Source organism: Mesorhizobium sp. WSM4983 (assembly GCF_029625765.1).
Classification (GTDB): domain Bacteria; phylum Pseudomonadota; class Alphaproteobacteria; order Rhizobiales; family Rhizobiaceae; genus Mesorhizobium.
In genome coordinates, this window is the sequence record NZ_JARTVM010000003.1 from 134,684 (window position 1) to 156,367 (window position 21,684).

Annotated in this window: 17 protein-coding genes; 6 read left to right on the forward strand and 11 right to left on the reverse strand. The window is 64.4% G+C overall.

Annotated features, from left to right (window positions below):
- The first annotated feature begins 95 nt into the window (after positions 1-95).
- From P9254_RS11580 to P9254_RS11590, 3 genes are all read left to right on the forward strand, one after another.
- Positions 96-1,097 carry an Ldh family oxidoreductase gene (locus P9254_RS11580; protein WP_278054853.1) on the forward strand — a complete coding sequence of 334 codons (1,002 nt, stop codon included), beginning with the start codon at positions 96-98 and terminating at the stop codon, positions 1,095-1,097.
- 379 nt (positions 1,098-1,476) lie between these two features.
- Positions 1,477-1,929, forward strand: a complete 453-nt coding sequence (locus P9254_RS11585; protein WP_067324182.1) for a DoxX family protein — start codon at positions 1,477-1,479, stop codon at positions 1,927-1,929.
- A gap of 158 nt (positions 1,930-2,087) precedes the next feature.
- The gene (locus P9254_RS11590) at positions 2,088-3,071 is read left to right on the forward strand and encodes a complex I NDUFA9 subunit family protein (RefSeq protein ID WP_095799180.1); all 984 of its coding nucleotides are present in this window, start codon (positions 2,088-2,090) and stop codon (positions 3,069-3,071) included.
- Positions 3,072-3,098: 27 nt separating this feature from the next.
- Here the strand turns inward: P9254_RS11590 and P9254_RS11595 are convergent, their stop codons facing one another.
- A complete protein-coding gene (locus P9254_RS11595; RefSeq protein ID WP_095799179.1) occupies positions 3,099-4,469 on the reverse strand; it encodes a cytochrome P450 in 1,371 nt (456 codons plus the stop codon).
- Positions 4,470-4,649: 180 nt separating this feature from the next.
- Between P9254_RS11595 and P9254_RS11600 the strand changes: the two genes are divergently transcribed.
- The 3 genes from P9254_RS11600 (at position 4,650) to P9254_RS11610 (ending at position 9,084) form a co-directional block, all read left to right on the forward strand.
- Positions 4,650-5,231: an NADPH-dependent FMN reductase gene (locus P9254_RS11600; protein ID WP_278054856.1), complete on the forward strand. Its 582-nt coding sequence runs from the start codon at positions 4,650-4,652 to the stop codon at positions 5,229-5,231.
- A gap of 246 nt (positions 5,232-5,477) precedes the next feature.
- Positions 5,478-7,949 (forward strand): DNA topoisomerase (ATP-hydrolyzing) subunit B, encoded by a 2,472-nt coding sequence (gene gyrB, locus P9254_RS11605; protein ID WP_067324174.1) that lies wholly within the window; start codon positions 5,478-5,480, stop codon positions 7,947-7,949.
- Positions 7,950-8,166: 217 nt separating this feature from the next.
- Entirely contained in the window at positions 8,167-9,084 is a 918-nt protein-coding gene (locus P9254_RS11610) for a hypothetical protein (RefSeq protein ID WP_278054858.1), read from the forward strand.
- Positions 9,085-9,160: 76 nt separating this feature from the next.
- On the opposite strand, the gene P9254_RS11615 is transcribed toward P9254_RS11610, so the two are convergent.
- The 10 genes from P9254_RS11615 to P9254_RS11660 all read right to left on the reverse strand — a co-directional run bounded on the left by P9254_RS11615 (position 9,161) and on the right by P9254_RS11660 (position 21,653).
- Complete coding sequence (locus tag P9254_RS11615) at positions 9,161-10,558, reverse strand: NAD(P)(+) transhydrogenase (Re/Si-specific) subunit beta (protein ID WP_067324170.1); 1,398 nt, start codon at positions 10,556-10,558, stop codon at positions 9,161-9,163.
- A 1-nt stretch (position 10,559) separates the two neighbouring features.
- Positions 10,560-10,982: a proton-translocating transhydrogenase family protein gene (locus P9254_RS11620; protein ID WP_067003367.1), complete on the reverse strand. Its 423-nt coding sequence runs from the start codon at positions 10,980-10,982 to the stop codon at positions 10,560-10,562.
- Positions 10,982-12,250, reverse strand: coding sequence for a Re/Si-specific NAD(P)(+) transhydrogenase subunit alpha (locus P9254_RS11625; protein WP_278054860.1), 1,269 nt, complete (start codon positions 12,248-12,250; stop codon positions 10,982-10,984). The genes P9254_RS11620 and P9254_RS11625 overlap by 1 nt, the downstream gene beginning before the upstream one ends.
- Positions 12,251-12,336: 86 nt before the next feature.
- Complete coding sequence (locus P9254_RS11630) at positions 12,337-12,561, reverse strand: aa3-type cytochrome c oxidase subunit IV (protein WP_095799174.1); 225 nt, start codon at positions 12,559-12,561, stop codon at positions 12,337-12,339.
- Between the two features lie 272 nt (positions 12,562-12,833).
- Positions 12,834-12,983, reverse strand: coding sequence for a DUF3096 domain-containing protein (locus P9254_RS11635; RefSeq protein WP_067003359.1), 150 nt, complete (start codon positions 12,981-12,983; stop codon positions 12,834-12,836).
- 144 nt (positions 12,984-13,127) lie between these two features.
- Positions 13,128-14,048, reverse strand: coding sequence for an N-acyl amino acid synthase FeeM domain-containing protein (locus tag P9254_RS11640; RefSeq protein WP_278054863.1), 921 nt, complete (start codon positions 14,046-14,048; stop codon positions 13,128-13,130).
- A gap of 223 nt (positions 14,049-14,271) precedes the next feature.
- Positions 14,272-16,587 carry a putative bifunctional diguanylate cyclase/phosphodiesterase gene (locus tag P9254_RS11645; RefSeq protein ID WP_278054865.1) on the reverse strand — a complete coding sequence of 772 codons (2,316 nt, stop codon included), beginning with the start codon at positions 16,585-16,587 and terminating at the stop codon, positions 14,272-14,274.
- Between the two features lie 254 nt (positions 16,588-16,841).
- Entirely contained in the window at positions 16,842-20,348 is a 3,507-nt protein-coding gene (locus P9254_RS11650) for an indolepyruvate ferredoxin oxidoreductase family protein (protein ID WP_278055202.1), read from the reverse strand.
- A 176-nt stretch (positions 20,349-20,524) separates the two neighbouring features.
- Complete coding sequence (locus tag P9254_RS11655) at positions 20,525-21,052, reverse strand: hypothetical protein (protein ID WP_067324162.1); 528 nt, start codon at positions 21,050-21,052, stop codon at positions 20,525-20,527.
- Entirely contained in the window at positions 21,045-21,653 is a 609-nt protein-coding gene (locus P9254_RS11660; protein ID WP_278054867.1) for a CGNR zinc finger domain-containing protein, read from the reverse strand. Before P9254_RS11660 ends, P9254_RS11655 begins: the two co-directional genes overlap by 8 nt.
- Between the last annotated feature and the right edge of the window lie 31 nt (positions 21,654-21,684).

The window sequence follows — 21,684 nt, forward strand, 5'->3', positions numbered from 1 at the left end:
GCCACGATCCGCATTCACATTTCCATCCCCATTCGCTATTTGCTCCACAATTTCCCCCTACTCCCTTATTCCCTTACTCCCTCAGGACGGCTCCGATGCAACTCACTCTCGACCAGGCAACAGGGCTCTGCCGCATGGCGGCATTGGGCGCCGGCGCCAATGAAGAAGCGACGCAGTCGCTGGTTGCCTCGATCATCGCGGCGGAAGCAGAAGGCCTGTCGGCGGTCGGCCTGTCGCATTTCATCGACTATCTGGAGGCGATCGAGGACGGCCGCATCGACGGCAATGCCGATCCGGTCGTCACCCGGCCGGCGCTGGCCGCCTACCTCTCCGATGCGCGCGGCGGACTTGCCCATACCGGCTTCGACCGCACTATCGATGACCTCGTCAAGGCAGCGAGGCTTTTCGGCGTCGCCATCTTCTCCCAGAGGAACGCCTATACCTGCGGCGCGCTCGGCTATTTCACCGGACGGCTGGCAGCGCAGGGGCTGGTCTCGTTCGCCGCCACCAACGGGCCGGCGGTGCTTGCAGGCTCGGGCTCGGTCAAGCCGGTCTACTGCACCAACCCGATGTCCTTTGCCGCGCCTGCCGCGGACGGGCCGGCGTTGGTGATCGACCAATCGTCGAGCGCCACCGCCTTCGTCAACATCCGCAAGGCGGCGGAAGACGGCAGGAAGATCCCCGAGGGCTGGGCACTGGATGCCAGCGGCAATCCGACCACCGATCCAGCGGCGGCGATGAAGGGCGCGATGCTCGCCTTCGGCGGCCAGCGCGGCGCTAACATCGCGCTTATGGTCGAGGTGCTGGCGGCGGGGATTTCCGGCGCCAACTGGTCGCTCGACGCACCCTGGTTCTCAGGCGGGCCGGACAGCCCCGGAACCGGGCTCTTCGTGCTCGCTATCGAGCCCAAATTGGTCGATCCGGATTTTGAACAGCGCATGAAGGACCAGCTTGACCGGCTGCGGCGGCGCTACGGCGTGCACATCCCCGGCCGCGCCCGGGCAGAGGCCGCTGAAAAGGCGACGGCGCGTGGAGTCGATATCCCGAAGGCGGTCGTGCAGCGCATTTCCGAATTCGCCGAACGCTACTCGGCCTGATCGGGGCATCGCCCGGCAACAAGGCGCGCATTTGCTTCGCGCCCTTTGAACCTTTTCTTAGCCCGGCAGCGACCCATCAGCGGCACCCCACATAGCAAGCCGCAAAAGGGTGGCTTGGGTCGCGGCTTGCGATTGGCGGCCGTCGCGCCGGGCGTCCAGGGCCGGGGCGGGCGTGCTTGCTTCACGCCGCCTTGATACCGTCTCAGGTCAGGCCGCCTCGTTGGACCCTGTTTCGGTGCGCTCACTGCCCGGAAAACCCCGCCTCGGCGGGGTTTTCTGTTTCTCACTGCGGCAATAAAACATGCGAAAGTCGTCAGGTTTATTCTATTTGACGGAGTGGACGCCTTTGCGTCCGTCAAATCAGCAAAAAGGAGACCGCATGTTCGCCAGCACCGACACGTCCAGACCAAGGCTTATCGTTCCGGCCCTAGGCGGACTCTATGCGACGCTGAACAATGCGGCCGAAACGCTCCTGCGCGCCGTTGCCGGGGCGTTCCTCGCCATTCATGGCTCGCAGAAGATCGTCAATCCGTTTGGCGCCACGGAAATGGTCGAAGGTCTGGGCTTCTATCCTGGCGTCTTCTGGTCGCCGCTGCTCGCCTGCACCGAATTCTTCGGCGGCATTTTGATTGCCATCGGCCTCGTCACCCGCCCGGCCGCTTTCGCCGGCCTGATCGTGCTTCTGGTCACGGTATGGTTCCACTGGGTCACCATGGGCCAGGGCTTTTCGGGCGCGGAAAAGTCGCTGCTCTGGGCGGCAATCCTCGCCTTCTTCGTCATCCGAGGCGGCAACCGGCATTCGGTCGACGCGCGCATCGGCCGGGCGTTCTGAGCGGCTTTTACCCTGACGCAATTCGGCACGGAAAACCGCTCCACACTTTCCTGGAATTACTAAAAAACAAGGCGGCGGCGACCTCCGGTCGCTCTTTGCCTTTGACGCGAAACGGATTAAGAAGCGGCTCAGCCAAGCTTTTGCGCGCGGAGCCAGCCATGACCGAAATCCTGCAGACCCCCAAGCTCGTCGTCGTGTTCGGCGGCTCGGGATTCGTCGGCCGTCATGTCGTTCGCGCGCTCGCCAAGCGCGGCTATCGCATCCGGGTCGCCTGCCGGCGGCCCGACCTTGCCGGCCATGTGCAGCCGCTCGGCAATGTCGGCCAGATCCAGCCGGTGCAGGCCAATGTGCGCGTGCGCTGGTCGGTCGACCGCGCCGTTCAGGGCGCCGACCACGTCGTCAACCTCGTCGCCATACTGCATGAGAGCGGCCGGCAGAAATTCGGCTCCGTGCACGAGTTCGGCGCGCGCGCCGTCGCCGAGGCCGCGCGATCGGTCGGCGCCGGCCTCACCCATATATCGGCGCTCGGCGCCGACCTCAACTCGCCGTCGGGATATGCCCGCACCAAGGCTCTCGGCGAGAAAGCAGTGTTCGAGACGGTGCCCGACGCCGTCGTCTTGCGGCCCTCGATCAATTTCGGACCCGAGGACGCCTTCTTCAACCGCTTCGCCAACATGGCGCGCTTCTCGCCCGTGCTGCCGCTGATCGGCGGCGGGGAGACGAAATTCCAGCCGATCTATGTCGGCGACGTTGCCGAGGCGGTGGCACGCTCGGTCGACGGCAAGGTCGAGCGTGGCCAGACCTATGAGCTCGGCGGCCCGCAGGTGTTGACCTTCAAGGAATGCATGCAGGAGCTGCTCGCCGTTATCGACCGCAGACGCCTCCTGGTGCCGGTGCCGTGGTGGATGGCCAATATCCAAGCCTCGATCCTGCAGCTGTTGCCCAATCCGCTGCTGACCAAGGACCAGGTGCTGCAGCTGCGCGAGCACAACGTCGTCTCCGAAGCCGCCGCCCAGGCGAACAGAACGATCAATGGCCTCGGCATCCAGCCGCAGGCGATCGCCGCGATCCTGCCGAGCTATCTCTGGCGCTTCCGCGCCGCCGGCCAGTTCCAGCAGCGCCGGCCGATCGCCGACCGGTAGACTGTTCCCGATCGGGACCCGTTCCAATCAGGCGCGGCGGGAAATCTGCATCGGCAGGCCGCCCTGCGGCTGCGTGGTCAGCTTCTGCACCGGCCATGGCCGGGTTTGTGACGTTACGTCGAAACGGAAGCGCGACAACAGGATGGCCAAAGCAATGATCGCCTCCTGCATGGCGAAGCTGGCGCCGATGCAGACGCGCGGCCCGGCGCCGAAAGGCAGATACTGGAAGCGGTCGATCCGTTCGCGGTTCTCCGGATGGAAGCGCTCCGGCATGAAGGCGTCCGGCCTGTCCCATAGCTTGCGATGGCGATGCACCACCCAGGGCATCACCAGCACGGCGGCGTATCTCGGGATATAGAGGCCGTTCCAGGTCTCCGGCTCGATCGGCTCGCGATTGATCGAGGGCGCTGGCGGATAAAGCCTCAGCGCTTCCTCGAAGGCGGCGCGGGTGAGCGGCATGGCGTCCAGCCATCTTGTCGGATCGGGCTCGCGCGCTAGCATCGCATCGATCTCCTGCTCGACCTTGTCGCGCTCCCAGGGCGCTTCGGCGAGGCAGTAGATCGTCCAGCCGAGCGCGCGCGCCGTGGTCTCGTGCCCGGCGCCGATGAAGGTGATGATGTTGTCCTCGACCTCGGCGCGGGTCAGGCCGTCCGGACCCTCGGCTTTCAGGAGTAGCGTCAGGAAATCCTGCGGCACGCCGTCGGGATCGCGCTTCAGCCGCTCCTCGCGCATTTTCACCGTGTTGGCAACGATGTTGCGGAAATAGGCCATGGTCTTGCGGCCGCGGATGCGGGTCAGCCGCGGCAGCCATTCCGGGGCGCGCAACAGGTCGAGCGGATCGACCCGGCCCATGGTCTCGAACAGGCGGTCGATCTCCTTGGCGAAGCTGCCGGGCTCGCCGGCGATCTCGCCAGAAAACAGCGTCTCGGCCAGCATATCATAGGTGAGCATCGTCATGTCGCGGGCGACGTCGGTCGTACCGCCGGCCTCGTAGCGGGTGGCGAATTCCAGCGTGCGCTTCAGCATCGGCTCGGCGAAACCGAAGATGTGGCGCGGCGTGAACACCGGCGCCATCGCCTTGCGCGAGCGCTTCCACACCTCGCCCTCGGCGGTGAGCAAGCCGTCGCGCAGGATCGGGCGCAGGATCAGCTGGCGCACCGTCGCCATCTTGTAGTTCCTGGCGTTGTCGACCAGCACGTGGCGGATGAGGCCGGGATCGTTGGCGATGACCAGCGGCCCGCCGATACCGGTCACCGAGATCCAGGGCTCGTTGTAGGTATGCTCGCCCCACAGCTCGAGCGGATTGCGGTAGACGATGCGCATCATCTCCAGCGTCGAGGGCGGCTGGGTGCGCGGCTTCGGCGCAGGCGGCACGAAGGGGGCGGGCTTTGTGTCCATCGGATGCTCCGCTACGACGGCAAATGTAATGCGCGGCAAAGCGGGCGTCCATGTGACCGAACGGAAAGCCCATGGAGAGACCGCCTCGCCTGAATGTGAACGGCGCCCTTCGATGGCTGCTTGTTGACGGTGACCGGTTCCTTTAGTCGCCAACGGATACCGTCAATCGAGGAGCCACCCGTGAAGCACCAGTTGAGCATCATCATCGGCAGCACGCGACCGGGACGCGCCGGACCGATCTTCGCCGAGTGGCTGGAGGGGTTCGCGCGCGAGCAAGGCAAGTTCGAGCCGGCGCTCGCCGACATTGCCGCCTTCAAGCTGCCGCTGCTCGACGAGCCGCATCATCCGCGCCTGCGCAAATACGAGAACGACCACACCAAGGCCTGGTCGAAGGCGATCGACGCCGCCGACGCCTTCGTGTTCGTGGCGCCGGAATACAATTATTTCGCCGCTCCGGCGATTGTTAACGCCGTCGACTATCTGCTCAAGGAGTGGCGCTACAAGCCCGCCGCCATCTTCAGCTATGGCGGGGTGTCCGGCGGCCTGCGCGCGGCACAGGCGCTGAAGCCGCTGCTGACCTCGGTCGGCGTCATGCCGATCCCGGAAGGCGTGGCGCTGCCTTCCTACAGGACCTTGCTCGACAAGGAGGGCGCGTATCATCCGGGCGAGCAGGTGCTGGGCGGCGCCAAGACCATGCTGGACGAGTTGTTCCGCTGGAGCGAGGCGCTGAAGGCGCTGCGCGCCGGCCTCCGGGCGGAATAGCAGACGTCCCGATATGACTGCTGCAACGCCGCGCTCGGGCGAGGCTTTCGCGCCGGCATAGCCCGCTGCCCGCCCCGCGCTTCCCGGAGTATCGCGCCCGGCCTGCCAACGGCCGCTCGCCAAGCCGGCAAAACGCCTGCAAACCTTGGAAAAACGGCCATTTGCGCCTATATCAAGGACATCAAAACGGCGCGATTCGGGACCATTTTCCGCGCCGGATCAGCGACATCAATCAGACAGGTATTTATGAGCGATCAGACCGAAAGCGCCATTGGCGCGGAAGCCGAGTATGGCGCCGATTCCATCAAAGTTTTGAAGGGGTTGGACGCTGTCCGCAAGCGGCCGGGCATGTATATCGGCGACACCGACGACGGCTCGGGCCTGCATCACATGGTCTATGAGGTGGTGGACAACGCCATCGACGAGGCGCTGGCCGGGCATGCCGACCTCGTCTCGGTGACGCTCAACCCCGACGGCTCGGTGACCGTCATCGACAATGGCCGCGGGATTCCGACCGATATCCATCCCAGCGAGGGCGTCTCGGCGGCCGAAGTGATCATGACCCAGCTGCATGCCGGCGGCAAATTCGACCAGAACTCCTACAAGGTTTCGGGCGGCCTGCACGGCGTCGGCGTCTCGGTGGTCAACGCTCTTTCGGCATGGCTCAAGCTCAAGATCCGTCGCAACGGCGAAATCTTCGAGATGAGCTTCACGCACGGCAATGCCGACGCTCCGCTGAAGGTGACCGGCACCTACGAGCAGGACAAGCGACCGGGGACCTATGAAGGCCGCAGCGGCAGCGAGATCACCTTCTTCCCGTCAGCCGAAACCTTCACCATGGTCGAATTCGACTACAACACGCTCGAGCACCGGCTGCGCGAGCTCGCCTTCCTCAATTCCGGCGTGCGCATCGTGCTGACCGACGCGCGCCATGCCGACCTCGTGCGCCACGAATTGCATTATGACGGCGGCCTAGAGGAATTCGTCAAGTATCTCGACCGGGTGAAGAAGCCGCTGATCGAGAAGCCGATCGCCATTCGCGCCGAGCGCGACGGCATCACCGTCGAGGTGGCGATGTGGTGGAACGACAGCTACCACGAGAACGTGCTGGCCTTCACCAACAATATCCCGCAGCGCGACGGCGGCACGCATCTGGCCGGATTCCGCGCCGCGCTGACCAGGCAGATCACCGGCTATGGCGAGTCCTCCGGCCAGACCAAGAAGGAAAAGGTTTCGCTCACCGGCGACGACTGCCGCGAAGGCCTGACGGCCGTTCTGTCGGTCAAGGTTCCGGATCCGAAATTCTCCTCGCAGACCAAGGACAAGCTGGTCTCCTCGGAAGTCCGGCCGGTGGTGGAAAGCCTGGTCAACGAGGCGCTGGGCACCTGGCTGGAAGAGCATCCAAGCGAAGGCAAGGTGGTGGTGGAGAAGGTGATCCAGGCGGCCGCCGCGCGCGAAGCCGCGCGCAAGGCGCGCGACATAACCCGCAAGAGCACGCTCGGCGTCACCTCGCTGCCCGGCAAGCTTGCCGACTGCCAAGAGCGCGATCCCGCGAAATCGGAAATCTTCATCGTTGAGGGCGACTCGGCCGGCGGCTCGGCCAAGGGCGGGCGCTCGCGCCAGAACCAGGCGATCCTGCCGCTGCGGGGCAAGATCCTGAATGTCGAGCGGGCGCGCTTCGACCGTATGCTCAGCTCCGACATGATCGGCACGCTGATCACGGCGCTCGGCACCTCGATCGGCAAGGACGAGTTCAACGCCGACAAGCTGCGCTACCACAAGATCATCCTGATGACGGACGCCGACGTCGACGGCGCCCACATCCGCACGCTGCTGCTCACCTTCTTCTTCCGGCAGATGCCGGAGCTGATCGAGCGCGGCCATCTCTACATCGCCCAGCCGCCGCTCTACAAAGTGACGCGGGGCAAGAGCTCGCAATATCTCAAGGACGAAAGCGCCTATGAGGAATATCTGATCGAGTCCGGGCTGGAAGAGGCTTCACTGACGCTCGCCTCCGGCGAGGTGCGGACCGGACAGGACCTGCGCGGCGCGGTCGACGACGCCTTGGCGGTGCGGCACCTGATCAACGGGCTGCACACGCGCTACAACCGCAGTGTCGTCGAGCAGGCGGCGATCGCCGGCGCGCTCAACGCCGACGTGCTCGCCGATCTCGGCCGCGCCACCGCCATGGCCGAACACGTCGCCAGGCGGCTCGACATGATCGCCGAGGAGACCGAGCGCGGCTGGAGCGGACGGCTGTCGACCTCCAATGACGGGTCGGGCGGCTATGTCTTCGAACGCACCGTGCGCGGCGTCAAGGACGCGGTCCAGCTCGATGCCGGGCTGATCAATTCGGCCGATGCGCGCCAGCTGGACCGCTATGCAGCGCGCCTGGCGGAAGTCTATGGCGAGCAGCCGGCGCTGCGCCGCAAGGAGACTTCCGAGCTCCTTTCCGGGCCGCTGGCGCTGCTCAACGCGGTGTTCGCGGCTGGCCGCAAGGGACTGACCATGCAGCGCTACAAGGGCCTTGGCGAGATGAACGCCGAACAGCTCTGGGAAACCACGCTGGATCCGAATGTGCGCTCGCTGCTTCAGGTCAAGGTGGCCGACGCGACCGACGCCGACAGCCTGTTCTCACGGCTGATGGGCGACGAGGTGGAGCCGCGGCGCGAGTTCATCCAGGACAATGCGCTGTCGGTGGCCAATCTGGATATTTGAGGACCGTGCCATCGGGCCTCTCAGCCTGCCGTCGGTCCGCCGTCCGTGGCGGATGGGGTGATCCGACCGGAACAGAAGGTCTCCTGAAACATTGTGACAGATCGATCACAACTTGTTTCAGGAGGTTTCGATGGGCCGCGGTATCTTGCTCTGGTTGCTCGGGGTTCCGATTCCGATCATCATTCTCATCATGCTTTTTGCCCGCTAGGAGGCTTCGATGCAGCCCACCCTATCGGCAACCGATGCTCCCGGTACGCTAGAATCCTCCGCCACCGCCGTCAGTTGGGGGCCGATCATCGCTGGCGCTTTCGCAGCCTCGGCTTTGACTCTCATCCTTACCTTGCTCGGCTCCGGACTCGGGCTGACGATGGTTTCGCCCTGGTCCGCGTCGAATCCTTCGGTCACCACCTTCGCGGCTACCACCGGCGCCTGGTTAATCGTCGTGCAATGGCTGTCGGCGGGCCTAGGCGGTTATCTTGCCGGGCGGTTGCGGACCAAATGGGTTGGCGTCCACACTGACGAGGTCTATTTCCGCGACACCACCCACGGCTTCCTTGCCTGGGCGCTGGCCACGTTGCTTGTCGCCGGTGTTCTCGGCTCGGTCCTGTCGGCTGCAGTTGGGACGGGCGTGCAGGCGGCATCCACTGTCGCGTCGGGCGCCGCGATGGGTGCCTCGGCAGGCGCGTCGGCAAACGCCAACGGCGCCTCGGTCGACAATGCGACATCGTATTTCGTCGACACGCTGTTCCGTCCGGCGGATGCGAGCAAGCTTGCAGCCGCCAATCCGCAAAACGACGCGGCGACCACGGCGCAAGCGTCTCGCATCCTGGTCGCAAGTGCCGCCTCCGGTGAGGTGTCGGCCGACGACAAGACCTACCTGGCGCAGCTTGTGACTGTCCGCACAGGCCTTCCGGAAGCCGACGCAAAGGCCCGTGTCGATGCGGTGCTTGCAAAGGTGGAGGAGGCTAAGACCAAGGCCAAGCAGGCGGCAGACACGGCCAGGAAGGCAACGGCCTCATTTGCCCTGATCGGCGCCTTGGCGTTGGTCATCGGCGCCTTCATCGCCAGCGCTGCCGCAGCTCTCGGCGGCAAGCAGCGCGACGAAGACGAGGCGCTTTTCCTGTCCAAAGGCTAGACTGAACCATCCGGTGATTGGAAGACAAAGCCCGGCTCACGGCCGGGCTTTTCGGTCTTTGAGATGGCAAGCCGGATCAGTGATCGAAGGCCTTGACGATTTCCTCGGTCATCTTCTTGGCGTCGCCGAGCAGCATCATGGTGCCGTCCTTATAGAACAGCGTGTTGTCGATGCCGGCATAGCCCGAACCCAGCGAGCGCTTGACGAACAGGCAGGTGCGGGCCTTGTCGACGTCGAGGATCGGCATGCCGTAGATCGGGCTGCTCTTGTCATCTCGCGCGGACGGGTTGGTGACGTCGTTGGCGCCGATGACATAGGCGACATCGGCCTGGGCGAATTCGGAGTTGATGTCCTCCAACTCGAACACCTCGTCATAGGGCACATTGGCCTCGGCGAGCAGCACGTTCATGTGGCCGGGCATGCGGCCGGCAACCGGATGGATGGCGTATTTGACCTCGACACCGTTGGCCTTGAGCTTGTCGGCCATCTCGCGCAGCGCATGCTGCGCCTGCGCGACCGCCATGCCGTAGCCGGGCACGATGATGACCTTCTGCGCGTTCATCATCAGATAGGCGGCGTCGTCGGCCGAGCCCTGCTTGACGGTGCGCTCGATCCCGTCGTCGGCAGCCGCAGCCGTCTCGCCGCCGAAGCCGCCGAGAATGACGGAGATGAAGGAGCGGTTCATGCCCTTGCACATGATGTAGGACAGGATCGCACCGGAAGAACCGACCAGCGCACCGGTGATGATCAGGGCCAGATTGCCGAGCGTGAAGCCGAGCGCCGCTGCCGCCCAACCGGAATAGGAATTCAGCATCGACACCACGACCGGCATGTCGGCGCCGCCGATCGGGATGATCAGAAGCACGCCGAGCACCAGCGAAGCGGCGACGATCAGCCAGAAGATTAGCTTGGATTCGGTGGTGACGAGCAGCACGATCAGCACCACGAGGGCTACGCCGAGCGCGATGTTGATCAGGTGGCGGCCGCCGATCATGATCGGCTTGCCGGACATGCGGCCGTCGAGCTTGAGGAAGGCGATGACCGAGCCGGTGAAGGTGATGGCACCGATCGCGACGCCGAGGCTCATCTCGATGAGCGCCTGGGCATGGATGTCGCCGGCCGTGCCGATGCCGAAGCTTTCCGGCGCGTAGATTGCTGCCGCCGCCACCATGACGGCGGCGAAACCGACGAGCGAGTGGAAGGCGGCGACCAGCTGCGGCATCGAGGTCATGGCGATGCGGCGCGCCACATAGGCGCCGACGCCGCCGCCGATGGCAAGCCCGAGCACGATCAGGCCGAAGCGGCCAGCCGAGGGCAGCGCCAGCGCCAGCGTGGTGGCGATGGCAATGCCCATGCCGATCATGCCGTAGAGATTGCCCTGCCGGCTGGTGGTCGGATGCGACAGGCCGCGCAGCGCCAGGATGAAGAGGATGCCGGAGACCAGATAGAGGAAGGAAGCAAGATTGACGGTCACGTCACTTTTCCTTCTTCTTGTACATGGCGAGCATGCGCTGGGTGACGAGGAAGCCGCCGAAGATGTTGACCGACACCAGCACCAGGGCGATGAAGCCGAAGCCCGCGGCAAGGCCGGAGGCCGCGATGCCGACGGCGAGCAGCGCGCCGACGACGATGACCGAGGAGATGGCGTTGGTGACGGCCATCAGCGGCGTGTGCAGCGCCGGCGTCACCGACCAGACGACATAATAGCCGACGAAGATCGCCAGCACGAAGATGGCGAAGCGGAAGACAAAGGGATCGATGGCGCCGCCCGAGAGCGCGTGCGCCGCGTTGCCGGCAGCCTCGGCGCCGGCGGGCGCATTGGCGAGATCCTGCACCGCGAGGCGTACGGCAGCCGTCGCCTGATCGAGCTGGTCGAGGGCTTTCTGCAGCTGTTCCATCACGCGGTCCCTTCTGGCTTAGGCGAGGGTGACTTGGCTGCGGCCCTCCTCCTGGGCGCCGGTTTCTTGTCGGCGGCATCCACGACCAGGACCGTGGCCGGGATCGCAGCCGGCTCGGTGCGCGGCTGCCCGGCGGCCTTGGCGAAACTGGGGTGCACGACTTGGCCGGCATCGGTCAGCATCGTCGCCTTGACCAACTCGTCATCGCGCTTGATGGCAAGGGTCTTCGTCGCCTTGTCGACCATCGTCTCGAGGAAGGCGTAGAGGTTCTTGGCGTAGAGCAGCGAAGCGGATGCAGCGACACGACCGGGCACATTGAGATGGCCGACGATCTTGACGCCGTTTTCCGTCGTCACGACCCTGCCTGGCACCGCGCCTTCGACATTGCCGCCGCGTTCGACGGCGAGGTCGACGATCACCGAGCCCGGCTTCATCGAGGCGACCATGGCGGCCGACACCAGCTTCGGCGCCGGACGTCCAGGGATCAGCGCCGTGGTGATGACGATATCCTGCTTGGCGATGTGCTCTGCGGTCAGTGCCGCCTGCTTGGCCTGATATTCCTTTGACATTTCCTTGGCGTAGCCGCCGGCGGTCTCCGCCGCCTTGAACTCCTCGTCCTCGACCGCCAGGAACTTTGCGCCGAGCGACTGCACCTGCTCCTTCACCGCGGGGCGCACGTCGGTGGCGGTGACGACGGCGCCGAGACGGCGCGCTGTGGCGATCGCCTGCAGACCGGCGACGCCGACGCCCATGATGAAGGTTTTTGCTGCCGGCACCGTGCCCGCCGCCGTCATCATCATCGGCAGCGCGCGGTCATATTCGGCCGCCGCATCGACCACCGCCTGGTAGCCGGCAAGATTGGCCTGCGAGGAAAGCACGTCCATCACCTGCGCGCGGGTGATGCGCGGCATGAACTCCATCGAGAAGGCGGTGATGCCGGCCTTGGCCATCGCGGCCAGCGCCGCATCGTTGCCGTAAGGATCCATGATGGCGATGACGGCCGCGCCCGATTTGTAGCCCTTGAGCTCGGCATCGGTCGGCCGGCGCACCTTCAGCACCACATCGGCGTTCTTGGCGTCCCCGGCAGTTCCAATCGTGCCGCCGGCGGCGGCAAATTCCTGATCGGTAATGCGCGAGCCGAGGCCGGCGCCCTTCTCGACGATCACCTCGAAGCCCAGGCCCGCCAGCCGTTTCACCGTCTCGGGCGAGGCCGCGACTCGCGGCTCGTTCGCGTCAAGCTCACGAGGGATGAATACCGTCTGCCCCACCGCATGATCCTTTCGGCTGGAACCTTGCTGCGCAAGGCGTCGGCCGGGACCTCCGGCGGAACGTCGAACGCAATGGCTTGGAAAGTCTACCGCAGAATGAAATAGCCGACGGCCATGATCACGATGAACAGGATGGTCGCCGAGAAGAAGCCGCCCGCGAAGAAGCCGAAGGCCATGGCCAGCAGAATGGCGGCGCAGACGAGCGAGCCGTATTTGGCGAGCGCCAGGAATGCGTTGTAGGTACGATCATGCTCGGCATAGTCCATCTGCGCGCCCAGTTCGACAGGACCGGTCGGCGTGTGATCAGCCATAGGAATACCCCTTCGAAAATGCCTTCGAGGCACATAGCGAAAAGCCCGAGCAAGAGCAATGGCGCTATTGCCGCACGGCCCGCGACAACAGCCTCAAACGAAAGTTGAAATGGGTGGAAGCTAAAATTGCGATGGGAGGCCCTCGCCGTGGCGAGGGGCGTCGTGGATCTTTAAAGCGCGTCGCGCTGAATCGGATTCAGGCGAGACGCTTCAAAGCTCTTTTTGATGGGTGCCGTTGCCCAGAACCGCTGCACAGTTCCGGGCGAGATAGATTAGGCGGCGAGGTGCGGAAACAGGCCGAGCAGGCCGACCACGATCAGATAGAGCGCGACGATGTAGTTGAGCAGGCGCGGCATCACCAGGATCAATATGCCGGCGATCAGCGAGATCAGGGGCGTGAGCGCAAGCGAGTGGATGGTCATAATCGTACTCCTTCCCGTGAAAAACCCGATTTGAGCCGGCGACAAGCCTGGGGCAAGAATGCGGCGCCGTCGATGATCAGTGACGCCGGTACTCGTAACGCGGGAGCCGCGGGGAAGGTTCACGATGCGCGGAAGGACGCCCGTTCAGGCGGCATCGCGATAGTATTTGGCCGTCGGTACGATCGACAGAGGGGTGAGCCGGTTGATGGCCGGATTGGCGAACATCATCCGCTGCTCCACCGGCGTCGACTTGAAGAACGGGAAGCGGTCGAGCGTCTGGCGCAAGTTTTCACCGCAGGGGATCTCGAACAAGGCGATCGGCGCAAGGACACCCGGAAACACCTTGCCTTCTGTCCGCTGCACGGCATGGAAGATGCGGGCGTAGTAAGCGGAATGTTCGACCTTGACCGGCGTCAGCACGGCCGTCTGGCCAAAATAGCTGGAAGCCACCATGCCGAGCCTCAGCGTCAGGAAAGGCAGGACTCCGGGCGCGGGCGCGCTATCCGCGTCGGTTGCGAACCGGGTTCCGTCTATGAAGGTTTCTCCGCGGGCAAGCCGCTCGGCCAAGATTTCCGGATAGGCGTCGACGGAGGGCGAATAGGGGTGCTCGCGGGAAATGTAATGGAGCCGCAGCGTGCTGACCAAGTGGCCATCGAAATAGACGCCGAACCGGTAGGAATTCGGCAGGTTGTCCCAGCGATCCTCGAACATCCCGCTGGCGATCGGGCCGCACATGCCTGAGCGCAGGTAGGACTGATAGCGAAGGCGGTAGATCGCCTCCAGATCCTCGCCCCCCGTGATCAAACGATAATCGACATGCTCCAGCAATTGCATGATCGAACGATTCAGCGCCGAGCCAGCATTTGCGCCGGCGTCAGCCTGCGCATCGTTTCTTGCAGCATCCATCCTCAAGTCCTCGTATCCGCCTGTAAACAGGCTATTCGAGTCAAAATGAGACACAAGCCGAAAATTCGATACTGCTGGTTTACCTTCCGTTAACCTTAACAATGCGCCGGAAAGGGTTGCGTGGAAAAGTCGACCGCACACTCGGACCTTGGCACGCATCCGATGTCAAGGAGTTCACAGATGCCATAGCTGAAAGGACTTGGCTGCCGCAGCTACCGGTAATATAAGGCATCAAGCTAAAAATACTTTGCCGTATTGAATTGCTTAGAGAAAACAAATGTGAGTTTTTGATCCTGAATAATCGGGTCAAAACCTTCCGATTGGACGAAATTGCTGCGTAGCCAACGCAACGCGCATTCTTAATCCTGAATGATGAAATTCCCTATCTGGCCGACCGCCTGGGGGCGAGGCGCAGGTCCGCGGCAAATGGCCAGGTGACGTTCGACATCGTCTCGATGCCGGACGCGCTGAGCGCGGCGCCGAACAGGAAGCCTTGCACGAGGTCCGGCTTGACCGAACGCACCAATATCTTCAGCTGCTCGAAAGTCTCCACCCCTTCGATCGTGACGACCAGGCCCAGCGTCCGGGTCAAGCCGACGATACCCTTCAGAAGATCGAGCGACTGGGGGCTCTGGGTCACGTCGATCAGGAAGGAGCGGTCAATCTTGATCTTGTCGAGCGGCAGCTTGTGCAGGTAGCTGAGGCTGGAATAGCCGGTGCCGAAGTCGTCGAGCGCGATGCGGACGCCCAGCGCTTTCAGCTCTTCGATCAGCTCGCGGGTCAGCGATTTGTCGTCGAGCAGGGCAGTCTCCGTCACCTCGATCTCGAGCCGGTGCGGCGCAAGGCCCGACGCCGCCAGGGCATCACGTACCTTCTGCACGACGTCGCGGTTGCGGAAGTCCTTGGCCGACAGGTTGATCGAAACGCTGGTCTGGGCCGGCCATTTGGCGCATTCGGCGCAGGCCGCCTGCAGCACGAAAGAGCTGATCTCGGAGATGATGCCCATCTCCTCGGCCAGCGGAATGAAGACGCCCGGCGAAATCGGGCCGAGATCGGGATGATCCCAGCGGCAGAGCGCCTCGCAGCTGGCGATGCGCATGGTGCTCATCGACACGATCGGCTGGTAGACGACGCGCAACTCCTTGGCTTGCACGGCGCTGCGCAGATCGGCCTTCATCAGCTGGCGATTGCGGAAGGCGGCGTCCATCGATGCCTCGAACAGCCGCCAGCTGTTCTTGCCGAGCTCCTTGGCTTTGTAGAGCGCGAGGTCCGCCTTGACGATCATGCCGTCAACGTCGGTGTCCTTGACCACGGACAACACCGCGCCGCCGCTGGTCTGGATGCGCAGGCCGTGACCGGCGACGTCGACTTCGCCCTGCAGGCCGGCGAAGATCTCGTCGAGCAGGCTGCTGAGATGGCTCTCATCCTCGATGCGGTCGAAATAGATCATGAATTCGTCGCCGCCGAAGCGGCTGACATTGATGCCCGGCCCGGCGACCGCTGCCAGCCGCTCGGCTACGGCGTAGATCAAACCGTCGCCGACCGGGTGGCCGAGCGTGTCGTTGACGCTCTTGAAATCATCAAGGTCGAGCACCGCCAAGCCGCAGAGCCGGTCGCGGTCGCCGGACGCCATGGCCTCGCCGACCAGCTCGTGGAAATAGGCACGGTTCGGCAGGCCGGTGAGGTTGTCGTAGCGCGCCATGAAGCGGATCTTTTCCTCCGCCTCGACGCGCGCCGTGACGTCCTCGAAGGTGATGACGCCGAGTTCCTGGCTGCCTTCGCGCGCGGAGAACTCGTAGTGCTGGCCATTGGCGAGCGACACGAGCACCTTGCGGTCCCGGCCCTCGCGCAAGGCGCGCGTCAGCTGCGCCTCGATGTACCGGCAATCCTTCGGTGCCAGCATGCCGCCGGCGACGCCGCGCATCAGAAGGCCGTGGATCGAGCGCCCGAGCAGCGCGTCGGCCGATTTCAGCGACATCAGATGGGCGGCCTCGGCATTGGCGACGGCGACGCGCCCGTCGGGGCCGAGCATGACCAGGCCGTGCGACATCGTGTTGAGCGCGCGGTCGAACCTGCGCGTCAGGTTTCTCGCCTGCTTGTGGCCGATAACCGCCGAGAACAGCACGTTGCGGACATGATCGGCGCCGGTGATGGTGATGAACGTCATCGGGATGATCATCAGGCCGAGGACGACGGAGGGCGCGTCCATGCGTAGCAGGAGCGCGAGAGCCGCCGGACCGATGAAGGTCACGGAAAAGATCCGCACCATGCGCGGCGACCCATAGTTGCGGGCGACAACGGTGACCAGGGTCGCCAGCGTGAGCGACATTGCCGCGAGCTCGGCGAACGGTTCGGGATATATGTAGATCGACACGAAACACAGCGCGCCCAATCCGAGACCCTGAAGGCAGCCCTTCAGGATGTAGCTGCGCTCCAACCGCTGCGCGTGTTCGACATCGGCAATCGCGCCGCCTGTCCTCAGGAAGCCGCGAATGCCGACGTAACGGATAAGGCTGACGGAAAGCAGGGCAAAAGAAAACGCCAGGAACAGGGGATTGTGGGTGCGCAGATAGATCATGAATCCGAGGATCCAGTAGCACGCGCCACCGATCAACAACATGTGCGCGTTGTCGAACAACGACCGCACAAATTGGATATAAACATCCGCGGGGATGCTTTCGGTCTTTGTTTTGCCCATAGGGTCGGCCCAACGCTAAGCCTTGTCATGACACAACCGCCTTAAGAAAGGCTTAGAACAGAACCGCCTTGAGCAGCGGCTTCGGTCTGCCGGCCAAGGGCACAAAGGACCTAACGCATGTCGCCCACAAGTGCGCAGCGGTTTTGGGAGAACGACCTGCATCGAACAAAGGCCTAAAGCGCCTCGCCTGGATCCATTTCGACGCGAGGCACTTTAGGCCGACCGACGAAAACTTCGGGATTGGTCTGGCGCAATCACTCGGCAGCGCTGAGAACGGGCACCGGAGCGGCCTCGGTCAGCCGCTGCAGCAGCCTGGAGCGCTCTTCGGACGCCTTGGCGGCGCTGGCCTGCTGGACATGGCCATAGCCGCGGATGAGCGCCGGAACGGAGGCCAGAGCGGCGGCGGCCTCGACCTTGCCCGGCGCAAGTGCTGCGGCGATCAGATCGAGATCGGCCTCGTATTGCGCAAGCAGTTGCCGCTCGGCGCGCCGTTCGGCGGTATGGCCGAACAGGTCGAACGCGGTGCCGCGCAGGCCTCTCATGACAGCAAGCAGGCGAAATGCCTTCATCATACACGGGCCGAAACTCGATTTCCTCGGCTTGCCGTCATTGCCGCGCCGCCCGAGGATCGGCGGCGCGAGGTGAAATTCCAGCTTTTCGTAGCTTTGGAACTGCCTTGCGAGATCGGCGGCGAAGCTGCCGTCCGTGTAAAGCCGGGCCACCTCATACTCGTCCTTGATCGCCATCAGCTTGAAGAGGTTTTTCGCGGCCGCCTCGGTGACGGCCGTCGAGCCGGGAACCGCTGTCGCCTCGGCTGCGCGCAGGGCCGCGATCCTGTTGGAATAGCGCTTGCCATAGGCGGCGTTCTGGTAGGCGGTGAGGAAAGCCACCCGCCGGGCGACAATGTCGTCGAGCGTTTCGGCGGGTGCCGATGCCGGCTTGCCGGTATGATCGACCAGGCCGCGCACGAAATCCGGCTGGTGCGCGGCACGACGGCCCCAGCGAAAGGCGGCGATGTTCATCACCACCGCTTCGCCGTTCAATTCTATCGCTTTTTCAACGGCTTCGGCCGAGAGCGGCAGCCCGCCATGCTGGAAGGCGAAGCCGAGCATGAACATGTTGGCGCCGAGCGAATTGCCGAACAGCGCGGTCGCCGTGCGGGTGGCATCGAAGAAGTGGGCCTTGTCGTCGCCGGCGGCGGCACGGATCGCCTTCTTCAGCCGCTCGACCGGCAGCGAAAAATCGGCGGAACGGGTGAATTCGCCGGGCATGATCTCGGCGGTGTTGGCGAGGAACATGGTATGGCCCTCGCGCACCGCGGCGAGCACCTTTTTGGCGCCGGAGACGACGAGGTCGCAGCCAAGCACAAGATCGGCCTTGCCAGCGGAAACGCGGATGGCGTGGATGTCCTCGGGCGTCCGGGCGATGCGGACATGGGTGAAGACCGAGCCGCCCTTCTGGGCAAGGCCCGCCATGTCGATCATGCCGCAGCCCTTGCCCTCGATATGGGCAGCCATGCCCAGCACCGCGCCGATGGTGACGACGCCGGTGCCGCCGACACCGTCGATGATCGCCGCCCAGCCCTGAGATCCGAGTGGAAATTCGGCGGGTGACGGCACGCCTTCGAGCGGATCGCTCTTGCCGGCAATCCCCTCGGCCTTCCTGATCTTGCCGCCATGCACCGTCACGAAAGAGGGGCAGAAGCCGTTGAGGCAGGAAAAATCCTTGTTGCAGCTCGACTGGTCGATCCGGCGCTTGCGGCCGAATTCGGTCTCGACCGGCTGGATCGAGACGCAGTTCGACTGCACGCCGCAATCGCCGCAGCCTTCGCAGACCAGTTCGTTGATGAAGACGCGCTTGTCGGGATCGGGGAAGGTGCCGCGCTTGCGGCGCCGGCGCTTTTCCGCGGCGCAGGTCTGGTCATAGAGAAGCACCGACACGCCCTTGACCTCGCGCAGCTCGCGCTGGACGAGGTCGAGGTCGTCGCGGTGATGGATCGTGGCGCCGGGCGGGAAATCGGCCTTGCCGGCATATTTGGCCGGCTCGTCGGTGACGACGGCGATGCGCTCGACGCCCTCGGCGCGCACCTGTTTGGCGATCATATCGACGGTGAGGCCACCTTCGTGCGGCTGGCCGCCGGTCATGGCGACTGCGTCATTGTAGAGGATCTTGTAGGTGATGTTGGCGCCTGAGGAGAGCGCAAAGCGGATCGCCAGCGCGCCGGAGTGGTTGTAGGTGCCGTCGCCGAGATTCTGGAAGATATGGCCGCGCTTGGAGAACGGCGCCTGGCCGACCCATTGCGCGCCCTCGCCGCCCATGGCGGTGAAGCCGACCGTGTTCCGGTCCATCCACAGCGCCATGAAGTGGCAGCCGATGCCGGCGGCGGCAAGCGAGCCCTCCGGCACCTTGGTCGAGGAATTGTGCGGGCAGCCCGAGCAGAAAAACGGCGTGCGCGAACCGATGTCGACGGTATCGGCGAGCATCGCCTGGAACTGGCGCAGCTTCGCCACCCGCGCCGCGATCTCCTCCGAGGGGCCGATGGTACGCAGGATACGCTCGCCGAGCGCGATCGCGATCTCGTTCGGGTCGAGCGCGCCCTTTGCCGGAAACAGCCAGTCCCCGCGCTCGTCCTTCTTGCCGACGATGGCAGGCTGAATAGCGGAGCCGTAGAGGTTCTCGCGCAACTGCACCTCGATCAACGAGCGCTTCTCCTCGACGACGACGATGGTCTCGAGGCCGTGGGCGAAGTCGGCGATATGCTGATAGTCGAGCGGCCAGGGGCAGCCGACCTTGAACAGGCGGATGCCGAAGCGATTGGCGGCCTTTTCGTCGATGCCGATATCCTCCAGCGCCTGGCGGACGTCGAGATAGCTCTTGCCTATGGTGATGATACCGAGCTTCGGCTTGCGGCCGCCCGAATAGACGGTCCGATTGAGCCCGTTGGCCTGGATGAAGGCGGAGGCGGCGGCGCGCTTGTGCTCATGCAGGCGCTCCTCCTGGCCGAGCATGTCGATCTCGTGGCGGATGTTGAGGCCGCCCGGCGGCATGTCGAAGTCGGGAATGACGATGTTCAGCCGCGCGATCGAGGCGTCGACCGAAGCGGTCGATTCGATGTTGTCCTTGACGCATTTGATCGCCGCCCAGGTGCCGGCGAAACGCGACATGGCGAAGCCAAAGAGACCGTAGTCTATGATCTCCTGGACGCCGGCGGGGTTGAGGATCGGCACCATGGTATCGACGAACAGGAATTCGGTGGCATGTGCGTTCGTCGAGGATTCGGCCATGTGGTCGTCACCCATCAGGGCGAGAACGCCGCCATTTCTCGACGAGCCGGCGAGATTGGCGTGGCGGAAAACGTCACCGGAGCGATCGACGCCCGGCCCCTTGCCGTACCAGACGGCAAAGACGCCGTCATGGGTGCCTTCGCCGAGCAGCTCGGTCTGCTGCGAGCCCCAGCAGGCGGTGGCGGCGAGCTCTTCGTTGAGGCCCGGCTGAAAGACGATGTCGGCCTGCGCAAGCTGCCGCTTCGCCTTCCACAGCTGCATGTCGAGGCCGCCGAGCGGTGAGCCGCGATAGCCGGAGACGAAGCCAGCGGTGTTGAGGCCGGCGCGGCGGTCGCGCTCGCGCTGCATCAAAAGCATGCGCACGACGGCTTGCGCCCCGGACAGGAAAACGCGCTCCTTGGCAAGGTCGAACTTGTCGTCGAGCGCGACGTCATGCAGCGTCATCAGGCATGTCCTCTGCGGAGGCGCGCCGCGGATCGGCGGCCAACGTCGGAGTGAGAGGCCGCAGTCTTTCTTCCCTTGCGGGACAGGTCAAACGAAATCGCAGCGGCCAGAGCGCACGCAACAAACGGTCCCGCTGGAAACGGCCGCCGCATTCAATCGCACGCTAAACGCTTTGCAGCGCACGAAAATTTCAACCAGTCCAGCGGGCCTCACGCCGCTTTCGAGCAATCCGGCTTGGGCGCATCCGGCAGCTTGCCGTCGGGGTGCCCGGCAAGGTCCGGGTTGAGCTCGTATTTCGGCCCGATTACCAGCGGCCGGTCCGGCAGCATGGTCTGGTCCGCCGAGGAGGTCATCGTCGTCTCGAGGCTTTGAAGCAACGTGCCGCTCGAATCCTCGATGCGGATCGTGACGGAATAGGGCTTGTCCTTGACCACGCAGGTGAGCGGCGGGCTGGTCAAGGTGATATGCGGGAGCTTCGGCCAGATCTTCTGGTTGACGATGAGCGGGTCGCCGCCGGCCGGATTCTGGAAATTCACCACCGCAATCTGTCCCTCGCCCATCGGCCGCAGCGGTCTCAGCGTGATGACATAGGTGGCGATGCCAAGCCGGTAGTTGAACTCGAACAGCTTGCCGGAAATGGCGAAGAGCTGCTCCTTGCCGGTGTCGCGGCAGGCGCCGAGCGCCGTCGCGGCGATCAGGGCCGCGCCGAGAGCGATCGAACGGAATTTTCTAAGCATTGGTGGCCTCCCTGGCCGCCGTGCGGCGGCGATAATAGCGGTTCGCTTTCTGGCGGTTGCCGCAGACGGTCATGTCGCACCAGAGGCGGCTTGAGTTGCGGCTGCGGTCGACGAAGAGCCAGCTGCAGTTCGGACAGATCCTGAGCCTGGCAACGGTGTCGTCGCGCAGCAGCGAAAGCGCCGAGACGGCCAAAGCCGCCTCGAACGCTATCGGCGTCGCCGGATCGCCAAAGGGCCTGCCCGGTGCGCCGATCTCGATGCTGCTGCCGGAGAGGCCGTTGGCGCAGGCGGTCAGGAAATCCGGCAGATGGCCGGCGGCGATCGCGCCTTTCGCTATGGCATGGCGGAACAGGCGGTCCGTCGCCTCGCGTATCGACAGCACGACCGCGGCGATGCCGCCCGGTTCAGGGGCCTCCAGCCGCCGGCCGCCAAGCTCGGCGGCGCGAAAGCCGCTCGCCGCCTCGGCGAAGCGGGCGATCTCGGCGGGATCAGCGAAACGGTCGAAGGTCTTTCCGGGGTCGTTGCGCAGGACGACCGTGTTCGCCGTGTCGAGCGCGAGGATGCCGCCGGTGAAGCGGTGCGGGGTCCAGGATACCGTCATGCCGGAAATCTAACCGATAAAACGTATTTGA

Bases quoted from the DNA above. Each gene is read 5' to 3' on its own strand.
- P9254_RS11580 (WP_278054853.1), top strand. From the start codon at position 96: ATGCAACTCACTCTCGACCAGGCAACAGGGCTCTGCCGCATGGCGGCA.
- P9254_RS11585 (WP_067324182.1), top strand. From the start codon at position 1,477: ATGTTCGCCAGCACCGACACGTCCAGACCAAGGCTTATCGTTCCGGCC.
- P9254_RS11590 (WP_095799180.1), top strand. From the start codon at position 2,088: ATGACCGAAATCCTGCAGACCCCCAAGCTCGTCGTCGTGTTCGGCGGC.
- P9254_RS11595 (WP_095799179.1), bottom strand. From the start codon at position 4,469: ATGGACACAAAGCCCGCCCCCTTCGTGCCGCCTGCGCCGAAGCCGCGC.
- gyrB (WP_067324174.1), top strand. From the start codon at position 5,478: ATGAGCGATCAGACCGAAAGCGCCATTGGCGCGGAAGCCGAGTATGGC.
- P9254_RS11610 (WP_278054858.1), top strand. From the start codon at position 8,167: ATGCAGCCCACCCTATCGGCAACCGATGCTCCCGGTACGCTAGAATCC.
- P9254_RS11620 (WP_067003367.1), bottom strand. From the start codon at position 10,982: ATGGAACAGCTGCAGAAAGCCCTCGACCAGCTCGATCAGGCGACGGCT.
- P9254_RS11630 (WP_095799174.1), bottom strand. From the start codon at position 12,561: ATGGCTGATCACACGCCGACCGGTCCTGTCGAACTGGGCGCGCAGATG.
- P9254_RS11635 (WP_067003359.1), bottom strand. From the start codon at position 12,983: ATGACCATCCACTCGCTTGCGCTCACGCCCCTGATCTCGCTGATCGCC.
- P9254_RS11640 (WP_278054863.1), bottom strand. From the start codon at position 14,048: ATGCGTGCCAAGGTCCGAGTGTGCGGTCGACTTTTCCACGCAACCCTT.
- P9254_RS11645 (WP_278054865.1), bottom strand. From the start codon at position 16,587: ATGGGCAAAACAAAGACCGAAAGCATCCCCGCGGATGTTTATATCCAA.
- P9254_RS11655 (WP_067324162.1), bottom strand. From the start codon at position 21,052: ATGCTTAGAAAATTCCGTTCGATCGCTCTCGGCGCGGCCCTGATCGCC.
- P9254_RS11660 (WP_278054867.1), bottom strand. From the start codon at position 21,653: ATGACGGTATCCTGGACCCCGCACCGCTTCACCGGCGGCATCCTCGCG.